This window comes from Kribbella sp. NPDC056861, assembly GCF_040687575.1.
In the GTDB taxonomy this organism is placed as follows: domain Bacteria; phylum Actinomycetota; class Actinomycetes; order Propionibacteriales; family Kribbellaceae; genus Kribbella.
On record NZ_JBFBNQ010000007.1, the window covers coordinates 476,291 to 491,520 of the forward strand.

The window sequence follows — 15,230 nt, forward strand, 5'->3', positions numbered from 1 at the left end:
GAGATAGTGCGCCAGGTGGCCCGGGGTTCGGGTGGTGCCGCGCGCTAGGGAGACCTATAGACAAGAACAAAGACAACTGCAGAGAAAGATTGAGTGGGATGCTGCCTGGCTCGGGTGCGCTTGCTGCCTCCAGCAGGTAGTAGCCGTGGAAGTCGGTCCGACTACCTGCGAGCCACCACATAGGTGTTGCTCCCACCGATGGTTGTGACGTCGGCGAAGCCTGCGCCAGTGATGACTTCAGTCAGTTCGCCGATCGGAGTGACCCGGCGCAGCATGATGTCTTCGTCCTGGCTGCCGTCACGATGGCGCCACACTCGCCTGGTGGTCGCGATGCGGTTGATGAGGTTCCAGGATGATTCGACCTCAACCTCGGCGGTCACCAGGTCGTTGGTCAGCTCAATGCTCCCGGTGCCCAACGGTGGCCGGAGCATGGTGGCAATCAGCAGGAAGCCGCCGGGCGCAGCGTGGACTCCGAGAGTTTCGACCGCGGCGCAAAGGTCTTCATCGGTGAGTTGGTACGCAAGGGAATTCCCGAGGCAGAGAACCAGATCGAACTGCCGACCAAGTCGAGCAGACCTCATATCGCCGACCCTGAGGTCCAGACCGGGATGAACGGCCTGCCCGTACTCGATGAGGTCAGGCTGAATATCCACTCCTGACCCATCACAACCGTAGGCGTCTTGGAGCGCGGCGAGATGCCGACCGGTTCCGCATCCCAGATCGAGCACAGACCCCAAACCAGCGCCGATGGTCAACTGCTCGACGACAGCGATCAGATCGCCGCCATCGGCGAGATGGTCATAGAGGTCGGGCCGGCGATACATGAGATTCGCATGCGCCAACCGGGCCGCCAGATTCATTGAGTCACCCGTCCCTTCCTGTCACGTGCCTGTGGCTCTGCAACGAACGCTCGACGGCAATTGTGTCGTACAGCAGAGGCGGTACGACGCCATCACGCGCCAACGCGGTGTGAATCAGCTGGAGGCATCTGCGGTCGAGGAAGCCCTGGTCGACCAGAATCGAGTCATCCAGCATCTGTTCAAGGATGGTTGTACCGTGGCGTCGAATTGCCAGTTCCATAGTGGATTGGAACGATTCCACCGTTCTTGGATCGGTGACATGTGACCCGAATCCGGCCCGGCGTAGATAGTGACGAAGGAGCGTCTTTCTCGATCTCCATGCCACGGGCAACGACTCGCACAGTCGCAGCAATGCCGAATCGGCGAGTGGCGCCACGGGCCAGAGCCCGTGCGCGATGTAGGCCGGATTCCTGGCCGCGAACACCATCAATGTCGGTATCGCGACGGGCGATGCCGGGGCTGTGTTGGCCTCCAGGTCAGCGACGGCTCGCAGCGCTCGTTCACCAAGCCAGCATGGCAATTCTGGTGGTGGGGTGACGTGCATGCCGGGTTGCTCGGAGCCGCGCAATGCCATCAGTTCGTCGCCCCCGAATCCAGTGAGGAGGACCTGGGTGCCGGCGTCGCGCAACCAGCCTCTCAAGTGATCGAACGCCTCGGCATACACGTCGCCATCGGCATAGTGCAGACGATCGGTCGACCTTGGTCCACTCGGCTCGAACGGGAGGTGCGCACGGGCCGGGACGGTGTAGTCCCGCAAGTGGAGGCGATGGATGATCGCCTCCCGCCGGGACGCTTGCTGCTCACCGATGGACCCATCGATCGCCAGACCAACCGAGGCGACACCGTCCGCGCCGGCATGAGTGAATGCGGTGGCGACGACTGCGGAGTCCAGCCCGCCCGAGATCTCCAAAGCCCGCCGAAGATCTGTGGTTCTGGACAGTTCTGCAAGGCGTGCTGTCAGCAGACGATTGAATGCCTCGACCGGGTCACTACGTCGCCGGAGCTCGCGCGCTCTGAGAACATGTTCGGCTGACTCGGGATATCTGACTGAGATGCCGCTGCCGTCAATGATCGTCACCGATCGCTCGGTAAGCCTGTGAAGACCGTCGTAGATCGTGTCGGCCGAATATCGTTGTCTTCTGGTCAGCAACCTGGCTACAGCCCGGTCAACCAACTGATCCGGTGATACCGACTGGAGAAGGTCCGTCGGATTCCAGCTTCCTCGAAGCATCGAGCCGTCCATCACCAGGTACAGCGGGCACACACCGCCGGAACCTGCATTGATGCGGATGCTTGAGGCGTCACCCTCGATCAGCAGTGATTCTGCGCCGTCGTGGTTCTCATGCACGAAGATCTGCCAACCGTCGCCTGTGAGGTCGATCTTTGCCGACACCATCGGGTGCTGCAGCGGCGTCAGATGGCCTGCAGGTCCACGCAGTCCGCCTCGCTCTTGACGCCACGCACTGTCGAGTTGGTCCAGATCGACCGCCAGAGTCAGCATCTCTCCCGCTCCTCGCGATCAGTCACGCTGGATTCAGAAGGGGGTGGCGACTTCTTGTCGTAGCCACCACCCCCGGAGCGCAGTTGGATCAGTAGCAGAGATCCCCGTTCGCGTCGTACACACCGGGCGCCTTACGCCCGTACTCGTCGGCCAACGGTGGGATGCCGGTGATGGCATCACCTTCGAACAGGTCTTCCAGATCGATCAACATGGTGTCCTCCAGATAGCTCGGCCCGCTGGTAGCGAGATGATCACAATGAGTTACAGGTGGTTCTATTAAGACAAGCGTCAACAGTGATGTCAATAGGGATACCTCTATTTGGTTCAGAGGGATGGAGTCTGCAGTCACGGCTACGGTTACGTGAACAAGCGAGGAGGGCGATGAACGGCGGTTACAGGGCTCTCGCAGCAACGCTGCGAGAGGCGATCATGCGGGGCGACTATGCGCCGGACTCAACGTTGCCCAAGCAGGAGGAGCTGGCTGAACGGCACAGCGTCAATGTGAAGACTGTTCGTCATGCCATCGCATTGCTTGCTGCCGAGGGATTGGTGACACCGATACGGCGTCGCGGAACTGTCGTCCGCGAACGGCCGCCCCTGCGGCGGCTCGGCGCGGAGCGGTACGCGAAGAGCAAATGGAAGTTCGGCAACGTCGTCGCCTTCGTCGCCGACCGTGAAGCATCTGGGCAGGACTGGAAGCTGACGGACCAGACGCAGACGGTTGCCTTCGTGGAAGCTGATGTGGAGGTGGCCGAGGCGTTCGGGATCGAGATCGGCGCCGGGGTCTGTGAGCGAGCCAGGCTCGTGCGGGACTCGACCGGTAAGCCCACCCATACGTTGACCAGCTACTACCTCCCGGTCGATGTGGAAGGAACGCCGCTGGTGGATCCGACGCCAGGGCCTGCCGGACGGGGCGGCGGCTTCGCGGTACTCACTATGCAAGGGCTTGAGCCCGACACTATGACCGAGACGTTTCACTCCCGGATGCCCACCCCGGACGAGATCGAAAGACTGGATCTGCCGTCCGGGGAACCAGTAATGATTCTTCATCGAACGACCATGACTCGAACCGGGCGAGTGGTTGAGTTTGCCAGAGGTGTCCATGTGGCCAGCCGGTTCTCCTGGACCTACACGTTCCGGATTCCTGAGTGAGCGGCCAACGCATCCCGGACGAGCACCGTGCTGATGCTCAGGTTCTCTGGGACTACCACGACATGCGTCATGAGTTGCGGCAGACCGAGGTGGGTATCGGGCTTGGGAGCCACGATCTTGGTGTTGCCACGTGTGCGGCGGAGCTGTACCACCGTGGGGTATTTCCCCGGATTCTGTTCACTGGCGCCAATGCGCCGACGACTGTTAAGCGGTTTCCGCGAGGGGAAGCGGTCCACTACGCCGAGCACGCGGTCGCCCTGGGAGTGCCCGAGATGGACATCATCGTTGAGTCCGAGGCAACAAATACCGGTGAGAACATCGTGTTGGCGCGGGCAGCACTGGCGGAGCGTCGGGTTTTCCCATCGGCTGTCACCTTGATTTCGCGGCCCTACCAGCAGCGCCGTGCCTTCGCTACGTGCCGAAAGCTGTGGCCTGAGGTGGAACCGACCTGTGCGTCGCTGCCCATGCCGCTTGATGAGTACGTCGCTGCCATCGGTGATGTGGATCGGGTGCTCAACATGCTCGTCGGTGACACTCAGCGCATCGAGGTGTTCGCGGTCCGCGGATTCGCCATCTCGCAGCCGATGCCGGCCGAAGTCCTGGCTGCGTACCGGAGTCTGGTGGAGGCGGGGTACACGGAGCGGCTGGTTGCCTGAGTCCTCGGTGAGGGAGGGCTTGTGTGACGTACTGGCGTGACGGCGGACAATGGGGGTATGCATGTACGCGCGCCGGAGCTCAAGGGTCGGGGATGGTTGAACACCGGGGGTCGGGAGCTGAGGCTCGCTGACTTCAGGGGACGATTTTTGATTTTGGATTTCTGGACGTTTTGCTGCATTAACTGTCTGCATGTGTTGGATGAGCTGCGGCCGCTGGAGGAGAAGTACGGGGATGCGTTGGTGATTGTGGGGGTGCATTCGCCGAAGTTTGCGCATGAGGGGGAGGAGGCTGCGGTCAGGGCTGCGGTGGAGCGGTATGAGGTGGGGCATCCGGTGTTGGATGATCCGGAGTTAGTGACTTGGCAGAACTACACGGCTCGGGCCTGGCCGACGTTGGTGTTGGTGGATCCCAATGGGTACATCGTGGCGCAGTACTCCGGGGAAGGGCATGAGCATGCGTTGGATGCTCAACTGGCGGAGTTGATTGCTGAGCACGAGGTGGCGGGGACTCTTACGCGGGGGAAGTCGCCGTATGTGGCGCCGGAGCCTGAGGCTACGGAGTTGCGGTTTCCGGCGAAGGTTGTTGCCTTGGGCGACGGGTTCTTGGTAGCGGATGCCGGGAATCACAGCGTTGTTGAGTTGGCGGCGGATGCGACGACCGTGGTCAGGAGGTTCGGTAGCAAGGAGCGTGGGTTCGTCGACGGGCAAGCGGCGAGATTCTCTGAGCCGAACGGGCTGACCGTGTTGCCGCGGGAGGTCGCGCAAGAGGTTGGGTACGACGTGGTGGTGGCTGACACGGTCAATCACGCGCTGCGGGGGATCAACCTGGCGACCAATGAGGTCAGCACGTTGGTGGGGACCGGGAAGCAGTGGATGGACGGGGACGGCACGGGAGTGCTGAGTTCGCCCTGGGATGTTGCGTGGTGGCAGGGCAAGGTGTGGATTGCGATGGCCGGCGTGCATCAGCTGTGGACCTTCGATCCGTTCACCCAGGTCACCGAGGTTGCGGCGGGGACCACCAATGAGGGGCTGAGGGACGGCGAGCTCGGGCAGGCCTGGTTTGCGCAGACCTCTGGGCTTGCGGCGGATGGCGAGAAGCTGTGGCTGGCTGACTCGGAGATCTCGGCGTTGCGGTGGATCGAGGACGAAGCGGCGCACACCGCGGTCGGGACCGGGTTGTTCGACTTCGGGTTGCGGGACGGCAAGGCCGAGGAGGCGTTGCTGCAGCACCCGTTGGGAGTGACCGTGTTGCCGGACGGGTCGATCGCGATCTCCGACACCTACAACGGCGCCGTACGCCGGTACGACCCGGTCTCCGGGCTGGTCGAGACGATGGCGACTGGTCTTGCCGAGCCGAGTGGGGCGGTTGTCGCGGGCAACGAGTTGCTGGTGGTCGAGTCGGCCGCGCATCGGCTGACCAGGGTTCCGCTGGGGGCGAGTGCGAAGGCTGACGAGTTCAGCACCCGGACGCAGCGGCCGCCGATGGAGATCGCGGGCGGTGAGGTCACGCTGGACGTGGTGTTCACGCCGCCGCCGGGGCAGAAGCTGGACGATCGCTACGGACCGTCCACCCGGCTGCTCGTCTCATCGACTCCGGAGGCGCTGCTCAAGGAAGGCGCAGGGGACTCGACCGATCTGACCCGGCGGCTGGTGATCGACGAGCGGGTGGGCGACGGGGTGCTGCACGTCGCGGTACAGGCTGCTTCCTGTGACGACTCTGCTGAAATCGAGTTCCCCGCCTGTCACATGCATCGGCAGGACTGGGGCGTGCCTGTGCTGGTCAGCGCGGACGGCGCCAACCGGCTCGAGCTGGTGCTGTCGGGAGCGACGACCAGCTGACCGCGCTACTACTCCTTGATGTCGCGGTGGTGCTCCTCGACGACCCGGTACTCCTCTTCGACCGCCGGGTCGAGCGCGTCGTTGGGGACGCGGCGGCGCCGGTTCGTGATGTAGAAGGAGAGCACGATGCCGGCCAGACCGGCCAGCATGAAGATGTAGCCGACCGCGGTCAGGTCGACGGCATCCCAGGAGTCACGCACGGCAAACGCCAGGATCGCGCCCACCACCATCAGGAAGATCCCCACACCGATGCTCATGTCGAGCCCTCCTCGCAGTCAACAGGACACATTCAGCGTACGAGGTACCCGACAGTAAACATACGAAGCGTCAGCGGGCGGCCAGGGTCACGTCGCCGCTGACCGTGTCGGCGTCGATGGTGTGGCCGCCGTCCGGGTCGTTGCCGAGGCCGTTCTCGACCTCACCGCTGTGCGTCCTGGTCTGCACCTTGTACCCACCGGCCGGCGCGGTCACCTCGACATCGCCGCTGGTCCCCTTGGCCCGTACGTCGGCAGCCTCGTCCAGCTGCAACTCCAGATCACCCGAGGTGGTCTCGACGTTCACCGAGCCGCCCTTGAGCCGCCTGGCCTCGATGTCCCCGGAGTTCGCCTGGACCTCGAGCTTGCCGGTCAGCCGGTCGATCTCGACGTCCCCCGACGTCAGGTCGAGTTTCACGTCGCCGGTGACGTCGGTCAGCTTGACGTCCCCCGACCGGGAGGACGCGTCCACCCCGCTCGCGCCGCTGATGGTCAGGTCGCCGCTGCCGTTGTCGCCGTTCACCTTAGTCCCGCGCGGCACCGTGACGACGAAGTCGGCCCGGCAGTGCCAGCCGCAGTCGTGGTTGAGCTTCAGCGTCTCCCCGTCGACCTTGAACGCGTCACCCCGCTTGAACATCCAGTACGCGCGCTTCTGCTCGACCGTCGTCTTGTCCACGTCGGCCACCCGGATCGTCACGTCGGCATCAGGCGACTCCAGCCGGACCTCCGAGATCTTGCTGGTCACCTCGTGGCCGGTGTTCGAGTCCTTGTCCCCGATGGTCCAGATCGCCATCCCGGCCCCCGCCACCAACAGCAGCGCCCCTACCTGCTTGACCGTAGCCATCGCCATCCACCTCTGCTCGTCCCCGCCTGATGGCACGACAGTAGGTCCGTACGACGCTCCGCCGGATCAGGCAGAACCCTCAGAAACGCCCTGACGGCCGCCTCAGGGTCAGGACCGGTACTCACCCCGGCTGACCGCGGCCGGCAGGTCGTCCGTGATGGTGCCGAAGAACGTCCGCGCCCACAGGTCGTCGCCGTGCCAGTAAGGTCCGTCGTCGCCCGGCAGGGAGGCCGGCGCGCTCTTGTGCTTCAACGCGTTCCGGCAGTCCGAGCACAACGGCAGCTCCAGCGTGTTGCCGTCCGCCTCAACCCGAGTGAGCTGGCCAGAAGCCCTTCCGTGCAAGGGATTGAAGGCACAAAGCGGCTGTACTGCGGAAGCCTTCCGCCCCGCCGCGAGAGCCTGCGCGATGTCGTACTCCTGCCGCCCCCGATCGAGCAGCACCATCGCGCCGACCACGTCGACCAGGTCCCGCGAAGCATCCAGCACGCGCCCCGCCGCATCGTGTGCGTCGAGCGCGAACTGCTGGTGTCGCAGCCCCTCGCCGGCCACGGTCGGCAGCGCCGCCAGGTCGGACCCGAGCTGAGTCAGCTCGGCCGTCGTCTCTTTCGTCAGGCGCCGTCTGCGCTCGGCAGCCACCGTCGCCGCCACATGCGGCGGGATGGTGAACGCCTTGCGGTTACCCGGCGTACGGCGCCGCAGGCCGATCACCAGGCCGAGGACCACCAGCAGCGCGAGCACCGCGAGGACGATCCCCAGCGCGTTCACCCCGTCGGAGGACTCACCACTGTCGTCGCTGCGAGACGGCGACCTGCCGGCTTCCGTAGTACGGGCCGGCACAGGCAGCAGCGGCCCGGCCAGCAGTTCGTAGAAGCGAGCCGCGACCTCAGCCGGTCCGGCGTCGTACCCCGTGTCGTCCAGCGCATGTTCCCGAGCCGGGCTGAGCTTCTTCTCGTCGAGCTGCGGGATGTCCTTGGCCTCGTACCACGGGAAGCGCCCGCCGCCGTCGATCACGACGTACAGGCCGGGCTTGCGCATCGCGTCCATCACCAGGGTGAGGACGTTGCGCTCCTTGCCCTGGAACGCGTCGCTCGGCAGAAGCGGCAGGATGATCGTGTAGACCGGAAAGCCGAGCGCCGCCGCCTTCTCCTTGACCGGAGTCCGCAGGCTCTGGGGCAAGCCGTTGGCGTACGCCGGGTCGATGTACAGCGGATCCTTCGCCAGCGCGGTGGCGATCTCGCGAGCCCGCTCGACCGGAGTCTGGACCGGCTGGGCCCCGGCCGGCACCGCCGCGATCGACAGCACCAGCGCCAGCACGAGAGTCAGCGCATATCTGGCCTTCACAGCCGTCCTCCACCACGTCGGGCGACCAGTGCCGCCAGTCCGAGTACACATCCGGCGAGCAGTGCGCCGCCCATCAGGCCGAGCATGAGCCCACCCAAGCCGTTCTTGATCGCGCCACCGGTGGTGAACGGCTCCGGCTCGTACGACCGCTCCTCCCGGGGCGGCAGCGGTTCGGTCCGGGCCGCCTTGGGCTCGTACCGGTCGCGCACCCGAACTGCGTCCAGATACTCCGACAGCTGATCAGTCATCGTCGCGTCCCTGGCCGACGAGTACGTGCGCGACGGGCCGTAGGCGCGGACCAGGTGTTCGGCGCCGTACGTGATGTCGCCGTCCATCACCAGGTAGATCCCCGGCTTGCCGTTGGCATTCGCGAGCCAGCCGGCCAGCAGTTCGGTGTCACCCTTCTCCTGAAACCAGGTGCCACTGGGGATCACCGCGATGAAGACAGCCAGCTCCGACTTCCGGATCCGCTCGATCAGCGGCGCGACCTGGTCACCGACCTCCGCCGCGTACTGCGGATCGACGTACACCGGCGTGGTCTTCCAGGCGGCGACGGCGGCGGTGACTCGTGGGTCGGTCGGAATCCGAGCGGAGGCAGTCGACGGCAGCGAGACGAGCAGGGCCACCGCGGCCAGCAACAACGCGAGGCGCTTCACCGGACACCTCCGTAGACCCGGGTGACCCGCTCGGCCAGGTCGTCCGACAGCGCGCCGAAGCCGGTCGCGACCATCGGGCTGTCCTCGGGATCGAGGGTCCAGTAGGCCACCATTTCGCGGCCGAGCAGCCCCGACTTCTTGCGGACCAGCAGGCCCCGCGGAGTCTTGCCGCCCGCAACGGTCTTGGCGCAGGTCCGGCAGGCCGGTACTTCGGTGTCGTCCGACCAGGCAGCCCGGACGGTGCCGGACGGGTGGGTCGGGTCGAAGAAACAGGGCGGCAGCAGGTCGTTGCTGCTGGCCACCTGGAAGGCCTGCCGGGCGAGCACGAAGGCGCCGGCCAGCGCGAGCGTGTCGTCGTTGTCGCTCGCTCGCAGCGTCCTGGCCGCTTCCAGCCGCGCATTCGCGTCGTCGCGCAGGTCGAGCTGCAGGGTGGTGGGGTTCTTCTGCTTCTCCAGCGCGCGGAGGGCCCGGCCGGCCTTCGGGATCCAGCGGTCCGCCTGGGTCCGGATGGAGCTGACCGGGGTGACCTGGCCGCGCTTGACCGGGGCGGGCCGGTTCCGGCGCCGCAGTACCAGGGTGAGGACGAGGACGAAGCCGAGCAGGGCGCCGATGCCCATCCCGACGAACACCGACCGGTCTTCCTTGTCGGTGGTCGACAGTCCGGTCCGCCGCGGCGTCTCCACCTCGAGATCGCTCGCCGCGATCTCGGGCAGCGGGCGGCCGTCGTACGCCGTACCGGCCTGCTGGATGGTGCGGACGATTCTCGGGGCCGGCCGGTCCTTGACGATCTTGTTGTCGAGCGTGTCGTCCAGCTGGACGCTGACCAGCGAGCGGCCCTTCAGCCCGCCGGGCCGGACGAACTCGTCCGTGCCGCTCCAGTACTCGTCCCAGACCGTCCAGACCAGGTACAGACCGGGCTTGCCGATGCGGGCCTGCAGCAACGTCGGGAGATCCAGGTTCTCCTGGCGCAGGTACGGCGTCCGCGGCAGCAGCGCGATGAACACCGGGAACCCGGCGGCACTCGAGGCCGCCTTGATCCGGTCCAGCTCGCTCTGCGGGAAGGCCGGCAGCATCGCCGGATCGACGTACAGCGGGTCCTTGGCCCAGGCAGCGGCGATCTGGTCAGGGAGCTCGGGGGGAGCGGCCTGGGCAGGTGCCAACGGCAAGAAAGCCAGTACTGCGATCAGCACGGCCAGGCGGCGGAGGGATGCGGACATCGCGCTCAGCCTACGACGCCCCGAATGGTCCACGTCAGCACAGACGTGATCCTGACCGAATCGGTTCCGGTTTTAGCCGCGACCCTGACTCGGACAGGGGAGACCAGGCCAGGGTCGCGGTACCGCAAGAAGAACTCTTCCGTAGACCAATCACCCCGCAACAGGGCAGATCGCGGGGCAGCTTGGGGCAGATCAGAAGGCGGATTCGGGCAGGTCCATCACGTCGAGGTCGGTCAGCTCGGCCTTGATCCGCTCGGCCCGGACGGTCGGCATGGTCGAGCGGACGAACCACTGTGCGGCGGCCAGCTTGCCGGTGTAGAAGTCCTGGTCGGCCGCCGACAGTTCGCCGCCCAGCTTCTCCAGCGCGACCTCGGCCTGCCGCAGCATCAGCCAGGAGCAGACCACGTCGCCGAGCACGAAGAGCAGCCGCGAGGTGTTCAGGGCGACCTTGTAGACGTTGCGCGGGTCACCGTTCTCGGCCTGCGGGTTGCTCGACATCAGCGCCTGACCCATCACGCCGAGGATCTTCTGGGTGTCCTCGAGACCGCGGGCGAGCAGCCCGCGCTCTTCCTTCAGCCGGCCGTTGCCGGCCTCGGAGGCGACGAACGCCTGGATCTGCTCGGACAGGTGGCCGAGCGCCTTGCCCTGGTCCTTGATGATCTTGCGGAAGAACAGGTCCTGGCCCTGGATCGCGGTGGTGCCCTCGTACAGGGTGTCGATTTTGGCATCCCGGACGTACTGCTCGATCGGGAAGTCCTGCAGAAAGCCCGAGCCGCCGAAGGTCTGCAGCGACTCGGTGCCCAGCAGCGTCCAGGACTTCTCCGAGCCGTAGCCCTTCACCAGCGGCAGCAGCAGGTCGTTGACCGCCTCCGCCTCGACGTCGTGCCCGCCCGCGTACCGCGCCTGCTCGGCCCGGTCCTGGTACGTCGCGGTGAACAGCACCAGCGCGCGCAGCGCCTCGGAGTACGACTTCTGGGTGAGCAGCGAGCGCCGTACGTCGGGGTGGTGGGTGATCGTCACCCGGGGAGCGTCCTTGGCCGGGTTGGTCAGGTCGGCGCCCTGGACCCGCGCCTTGGCGTACTCCAGCGCGTTCAGGTAGCCGCTCGACAGGGTGGCGATGGCCTTGGTGCCGACCATCATCCGGGCGTACTCGATCACCTGGAACATCTGCGCGATGCCGTTGTGCACCTCGCCGAGCAGGTAGCCCTTGGCGGGGGTGGTCTCGCCGAAGGTCAGCTCGCAGGTGGTGGAGACCTTGATGCCCATCTTCTTCTCGACGCCGGTCACGTAGGCGCCGTTGCGCTCGCCGGTCAGCTCGCCGGTCTCCAGGTCGAAGTCGAACTTCGGCACGATGAACAGGCTGAGCCCCTTGGTGCCCGGGCCGCCGACGCCGTCGATGCCCTGCGGGCGGGCCAGCACCAGGTGCACGATGTTCTCGGTCATGTCGTGCTCGCCCGAGGTGATGAAGCGCTTGACGCCCTCGATGTGCCAGGAGCCGTCGTCCTGCAGGGTGGCCTTGGTCCGGCCGGCGCCGACGTCGGAGCCGGCGTCCGGCTCGGTCAGCACCATCGTCGCGCCCCAGCCACGGTCGATCATGTGCTTGGCGATCAGCTTGTCGCGGTCGGTGCCGTTGCGCCACAACACGTGCGCGAAGTTCGGTCCAGCGGCGTAGATGTGCACGGCCGGGTTGGCGCCCAGCACCATCTCGGCGGCGGCCCAGCGCAGCGAGGGCGGGGTCGGCTGGCCACCGAGCTCCGGCGGCAGCTCGAGCTTGAACCACTCGGCGTCGATATAGGCGTGGTAGCTCTTCTTGAACGACTCCGGCATCGTCACCTCGTGGGTGGCCGGGTCGAAGACCGGTGGGTTGCGGTCGGAGTCCTCGAACGACGCGGCGATCTCGTTCTTCGCCAGCCGGTCGATCTCGCTCAGCACCTCCCGCGCGGTGTCGACGTCCATGTCGGCGTACGGGCCCTGTCCGAGCACCTCGCCGCGGCCCAGTACCTCGAGCAGATTGAACTCGATGTCCCGAAGATTCGACTTGTAGTGGCTCACAGGGTTCCCCTACCTCTATCCGACTGTACTCACGAGTAACTTGAGTATATACCGGCCAGTAACGAACGCAAAGCAGATTGACTGACTGCCATGCCGACGACGCTGATCTACGAGACGCACGCCACCACGGTCGACAACGAGCGAGGGGTGGCGACGGGCTGGCTGCCGGGCGAGTTGTCAGCCGAAGGGCAGCGGCAGGCGGCCTTGCTGGGGGAGCGGCGGCGAGACGTCGACGCGGTGTTCAGCTCAGACCTGCGGCGCGCAGTACGGACGGTCGAGCTGGCCGGGCTCGTTTCTCGGCGACATCAAACGCCTGTACGACGGGCGCACGGTGCTGGTGGTCGCGCACTCGGCCAACAGGTGGGCGTTGCAGCACCTGCTGGCCGAGGTTGCGCTGGAGGACCTGGTGGATGCCCCGTTCGACTGGCAGCCGGGGTGGGTCTACCAGGTCTAGGGGGTGTAGACGGTCGCGCTGTTGTAGAGCTTCTGGGTGAAGGCGGACATGTAGGTGGCGGTGTTCGCCTCGGTGAGGTTGTAGGTGAGGAAGACGCCGTAGCCCTCGCTCACCGTGCGCTGCGCGAAACTCGCGGCGGTGGCGGAGCTGGTGGCCGTGTAGGACGTGGCGGACGGCGAGAGCTTGGACTTGGCGCTCGGGCCGCGCGGGACGCTCCACGTTCCGTAGTACGGGTTCCAGGCGTAGTCGAAGGTGTTGGCGATGCTCTGGCCGTTGTAGCTCAGCCGAGCCGCCGACGGGCCGATGTCGTAGAGGGTGATGAGCTTGGTCGGCAACTTCTGGCGCAGCGCGGAGACCAGGTAGAAGAACGAGCTGTCGTTCGGCTGGCCGGTGCCGTTCTTGCCGTACTCCGCGTACTCGTCGTCGAAGTCGATCCCGTCCAACCCGTACCGCGTGACCGCGTCGGCCAGCTGCTGCGCGAACGCGTCGGCTGCGGCCTGGCTCGGGAAGTTCGCGAAGCCGGCGCCCTCGTGGTTGCCGAGGATCGACAGCAGGACCTTGATCCCCTTCTGCTGCAGCGGCCGGACCTGGGTGGCCACGTTGTCGAGCACGCTCTGGACGTTCTCGTTGAAGTGCAGATAGGCCCTGGTGCCGTCGTAGTTGATGTTCGCGGCGAAGATCACCGCGACGTCGATCACCTGCGCGCCGCCCTGCGCCAGCGTGTACTTGCCGGCGCTCAGCATGCTGTGGTCGTTCACCTCGATGTAGGCGACCGTGATCGGGCCGGTCTTGGCCGCGCGGCACTGCCGGCCCACGGCGGCCTCGGCGGGCAGCGCGGCGCCGGTCGCCACCACGGCGCCGGTCGCGGCCAGGCCGGACAGGAGGGTTCGTCTGCTGATGGGTGCTGGGCTCATCGATCAACTCCGGGGTCGGGGGCGGTCAACTAAACCGGTATAGCGGATGATTCTCGACCGCGGTGGACGCTGCGTCAAGAGATTGGCGCGGACGGTGACGAGGCGGGCCGTTTGAGACAGCTACTCGCCCTGGATGGAACTCATAGACCAAGATGGGGGTATTGGCGGGAGGAAAGTTTCGGGGGCCGAGCCGGGAAGAGGAACGATGACCACAGCACTCGAGGCCAGGCGGACCCGCAGGTCCCTGGTGGCCGGTACGGTCGGGAACTTCGTCGAGTGGTACGAGTTCGGCGCCTACGGCTTCTTCGCCACGGTGATCGCGGCGAACTTCTTCAGCAGCACCTCGACCAGCGACGCCGAGAGCCTGATCAAGACCTACGCCTCGTTCGCGCTGGCGTTCTTCTTCCGGCCGATCGGGGCCGCGGTGTTCGGCCGGGTCGGCGATCGGATCGGCCGGCGTCCGACGCTGATCCTGGTCCTGCTGCTGATGACCGCGTCGACCACGCTGATCGGCCTGCTGCCGACGTACGCGACCGTCGGCGCCGCCGCGCCGTGGCTGCTGACCCTGGTCCGGGCGCTGCAGGGGCTGTCGGCCGGTGGTGAGTTCGGCGGCGCGGTGTCGATCATGACCGAGTTCGCGCCGAAGAATAAGCGCGGCCTGTACGGCGCCTGGCAGTCGCTGACCGTCGCGCTCGGACTGCTGGTCGGCGCGGGGCTAGCAGCGATCCTCGCGACGGTGCTGAGCAAGGAGGCGCTGACCGACTGGGGCTGGCGAGTGCCGTTCCTGCTGGCGCTCCCGCTCGGCCTCGTCGCGTTGTTCCTGCGCCTGAGGCTGGAGGAGACGCCGAACTTCGCCAAGGTCCAGCAGGAGGCAGGGCCGCCGGCCGACAAGGTGGAGGTGGCCAAGGCGATCGCCCTCGGCATCGGCCGGCTGATGGGCTGGTCCGCGGCCGGCTACACCTTCCTGGTGGTGATGCCGTCGTACCTGCAGGCGACCCTCAACGCCACCTTCCAGCAGGCGCTGGTGGCAACGGTTCTGGCCAACCTGGGCTTCGCGATCTCGATCATGCCCGCGGGCTGGTTGAGCGACAAGATCGGTCGTCGCCCGGTGATGGTGACGGGCGCGGCGCTGGTCGTCGTACTGGCCTTCCCGCTGATGAATCTGCTCCAGGACAAGGAGAGCTCGAACGCCGCCAAGGGCTTCGCGGTCTTCGCCGCCGGGCTGGTGGTCGGGTTGATGGCCGGGCCGGGACCGGCCATGCTGGCAGAGATGTTTCCCACCAGAGCGCGGTACACCGGTCTCGGGCTGGCCTATTCGCTGTCGAACGCCGTCTTCTCCGGCTCGGCCGGCCTGATCATCACCGAGCTGATCAAGCGGACCAAGAACATCGACATCCCCGCGTACTACGTGGTCGCCACCTGCGCGGTCTCCGTGATCGCGCTGCTCACGCTGCGCGGCGACGACCACCAGCGCGAGTTGCGGGACTGAG

Annotated in this window: 15 protein-coding genes and 1 pseudogene; 6 read left to right on the forward strand and 10 right to left on the reverse strand. The window is 66.2% G+C overall.

The window, feature by feature from the left end:
* Positions 1–161: 161 nt before the first annotated feature.
* The 3 genes from AB0P21_RS33955 to AB0P21_RS33965 form a co-directional block, all read right to left on the reverse strand.
* Positions 162–860 carry a class I SAM-dependent methyltransferase gene (locus tag AB0P21_RS33955; RefSeq protein WP_363702163.1) on the reverse strand — a complete coding sequence of 233 codons (699 nt, stop codon included), beginning with the start codon at positions 858–860 and terminating at the stop codon, positions 162–164.
* 4 nt (positions 861–864) lie between these two features.
* Positions 865–2,361, reverse strand: coding sequence for a hypothetical protein (locus AB0P21_RS33960; RefSeq protein ID WP_363702165.1), 1,497 nt, complete (start codon positions 2,359–2,361; stop codon positions 865–867).
* An 88-nt stretch (positions 2,362–2,449) separates the two neighbouring features.
* Positions 2,450–2,572 (reverse strand): hypothetical protein, encoded by a 123-nt coding sequence (locus tag AB0P21_RS33965; RefSeq protein WP_363702167.1) that lies wholly within the window; start codon positions 2,570–2,572, stop codon positions 2,450–2,452.
* Between the two features lie 170 nt (positions 2,573–2,742).
* Here AB0P21_RS33965 and AB0P21_RS33970 point away from each other — a divergent pair, with 170 nt between their 5' ends.
* From AB0P21_RS33970 to AB0P21_RS33980, 3 genes are read left to right on the forward strand one after another with little or no spacing between them, the layout of a single operon-like run.
* A complete protein-coding gene (locus AB0P21_RS33970; protein WP_363702169.1) occupies positions 2,743–3,513 on the forward strand; it encodes a GntR family transcriptional regulator in 771 nt (256 codons plus the stop codon).
* The gene (locus tag AB0P21_RS33975; protein ID WP_363702171.1) at positions 3,510–4,169 is read left to right on the forward strand and encodes a YdcF family protein; all 660 of its coding nucleotides are present in this window, start codon (positions 3,510–3,512) and stop codon (positions 4,167–4,169) included. Before AB0P21_RS33970 ends, AB0P21_RS33975 begins: the two co-directional genes overlap by 4 nt.
* 57 nt (positions 4,170–4,226) lie before the next feature.
* Positions 4,227–6,008 carry an NHL domain-containing thioredoxin family protein gene (locus AB0P21_RS33980; protein WP_363702173.1) on the forward strand — a complete coding sequence of 594 codons (1,782 nt, stop codon included), beginning with the start codon at positions 4,227–4,229 and terminating at the stop codon, positions 6,006–6,008.
* An 8-nt stretch (positions 6,009–6,016) separates the two neighbouring features.
* Here the strand turns inward: AB0P21_RS33980 and AB0P21_RS33985 are convergent, their stop codons facing one another.
* The 6 genes from AB0P21_RS33985 to AB0P21_RS34010 all read right to left on the reverse strand — a co-directional run bounded on the left by AB0P21_RS33985 (position 6,017) and on the right by AB0P21_RS34010 (position 12,372).
* A complete protein-coding gene (locus AB0P21_RS33985; RefSeq protein ID WP_020389121.1) occupies positions 6,017–6,265 on the reverse strand; it encodes a DUF6458 family protein in 249 nt (82 codons plus the stop codon).
* 70 nt (positions 6,266–6,335) lie between these two features.
* On the reverse strand, positions 6,336–7,106 hold the full coding sequence (locus AB0P21_RS33990; RefSeq protein ID WP_363702175.1) for a DUF4097 family beta strand repeat-containing protein: 771 nt from the start codon (positions 7,104–7,106) through the stop codon (positions 6,336–6,338).
* A gap of 108 nt (positions 7,107–7,214) precedes the next feature.
* Positions 7,215–8,447, reverse strand: a complete 1,233-nt coding sequence (locus tag AB0P21_RS33995; RefSeq protein ID WP_363702177.1) for a hypothetical protein — start codon at positions 8,445–8,447, stop codon at positions 7,215–7,217.
* The gene (locus AB0P21_RS34000; protein ID WP_363702179.1) at positions 8,444–9,103 is read right to left on the reverse strand and encodes a hypothetical protein; all 660 of its coding nucleotides are present in this window, start codon (positions 9,101–9,103) and stop codon (positions 8,444–8,446) included. Before AB0P21_RS34000 ends, AB0P21_RS33995 begins: the two co-directional genes overlap by 4 nt.
* Positions 9,100–10,320 (reverse strand): hypothetical protein, encoded by a 1,221-nt coding sequence (locus AB0P21_RS34005; RefSeq protein WP_363702181.1) that lies wholly within the window; start codon positions 10,318–10,320, stop codon positions 9,100–9,102. Before AB0P21_RS34005 ends, AB0P21_RS34000 begins: the two co-directional genes overlap by 4 nt.
* A gap of 192 nt (positions 10,321–10,512) precedes the next feature.
* Positions 10,513–12,372: an acyl-CoA dehydrogenase gene (locus AB0P21_RS34010; protein ID WP_363702183.1), complete on the reverse strand. Its 1,860-nt coding sequence runs from the start codon at positions 12,370–12,372 to the stop codon at positions 10,513–10,515.
* 90 nt (positions 12,373–12,462) lie between these two features.
* On the opposite strand from AB0P21_RS34010, the pseudogene AB0P21_RS34015 reads away from it, so the two are divergent.
* Positions 12,463–12,600: pseudogene (locus AB0P21_RS34015) on the forward strand (histidine phosphatase family protein); the annotation flags it as partial.
* A gap of 103 nt (positions 12,601–12,703) precedes the next feature.
* Entirely contained in the window at positions 12,704–12,826 is a 123-nt protein-coding gene (locus AB0P21_RS34020; RefSeq protein ID WP_363702185.1) for a hypothetical protein, read from the forward strand.
* On the opposite strand, the gene AB0P21_RS34025 is transcribed toward AB0P21_RS34020, so the two are convergent.
* Positions 12,823–13,740, reverse strand: a complete 918-nt coding sequence (locus AB0P21_RS34025) for an endo-beta-N-acetylglucosaminidase H (protein WP_363702187.1) — start codon at positions 13,738–13,740, stop codon at positions 12,823–12,825. The two genes, AB0P21_RS34020 and AB0P21_RS34025, sit on opposite strands and share 4 nt — an antisense overlap.
* Positions 13,741–13,945: 205 nt before the next feature.
* Between AB0P21_RS34025 and AB0P21_RS34030 the strand changes: the two genes are divergently transcribed.
* Positions 13,946–15,229 (forward strand): MFS transporter, encoded by a 1,284-nt coding sequence (locus AB0P21_RS34030; protein ID WP_363702189.1) that lies wholly within the window; start codon positions 13,946–13,948, stop codon positions 15,227–15,229.
* Position 15,230: the final 1 nt, after the last annotated feature.

Excerpts from the sequence above, each read along its gene's own strand:
- AB0P21_RS33955 (WP_363702163.1), bottom strand. The coding sequence starts at position 860 with ATGAATCTGGCGGCCCGGTTGGCGCATGCGAATCTCATGTATCGCCGG.
- AB0P21_RS33960 (WP_363702165.1), bottom strand. The coding sequence starts at position 2,361 with ATGCTGACTCTGGCGGTCGATCTGGACCAACTCGACAGTGCGTGGCGT.
- AB0P21_RS33965 (WP_363702167.1), bottom strand. The coding sequence starts at position 2,572 with ATGTTGATCGATCTGGAAGACCTGTTCGAAGGTGATGCCATCACCGGC.
- AB0P21_RS33970 (WP_363702169.1), top strand. The coding sequence starts at position 2,743 with ATGAACGGCGGTTACAGGGCTCTCGCAGCAACGCTGCGAGAGGCGATC.
- AB0P21_RS33980 (WP_363702173.1), top strand. The coding sequence starts at position 4,227 with ATGCATGTACGCGCGCCGGAGCTCAAGGGTCGGGGATGGTTGAACACC.
- AB0P21_RS33985 (WP_020389121.1), bottom strand. The coding sequence starts at position 6,265 with ATGAGCATCGGTGTGGGGATCTTCCTGATGGTGGTGGGCGCGATCCTG.
- AB0P21_RS33990 (WP_363702175.1), bottom strand. The coding sequence starts at position 7,106 with ATGGCTACGGTCAAGCAGGTAGGGGCGCTGCTGTTGGTGGCGGGGGCC.
- AB0P21_RS34005 (WP_363702181.1), bottom strand. The coding sequence starts at position 10,320 with ATGTCCGCATCCCTCCGCCGCCTGGCCGTGCTGATCGCAGTACTGGCT.
- AB0P21_RS34025 (WP_363702187.1), bottom strand. The coding sequence starts at position 13,740 with ATGAGCCCAGCACCCATCAGCAGACGAACCCTCCTGTCCGGCCTGGCC.
- AB0P21_RS34030 (WP_363702189.1), top strand. The coding sequence starts at position 13,946 with ATGACCACAGCACTCGAGGCCAGGCGGACCCGCAGGTCCCTGGTGGCC.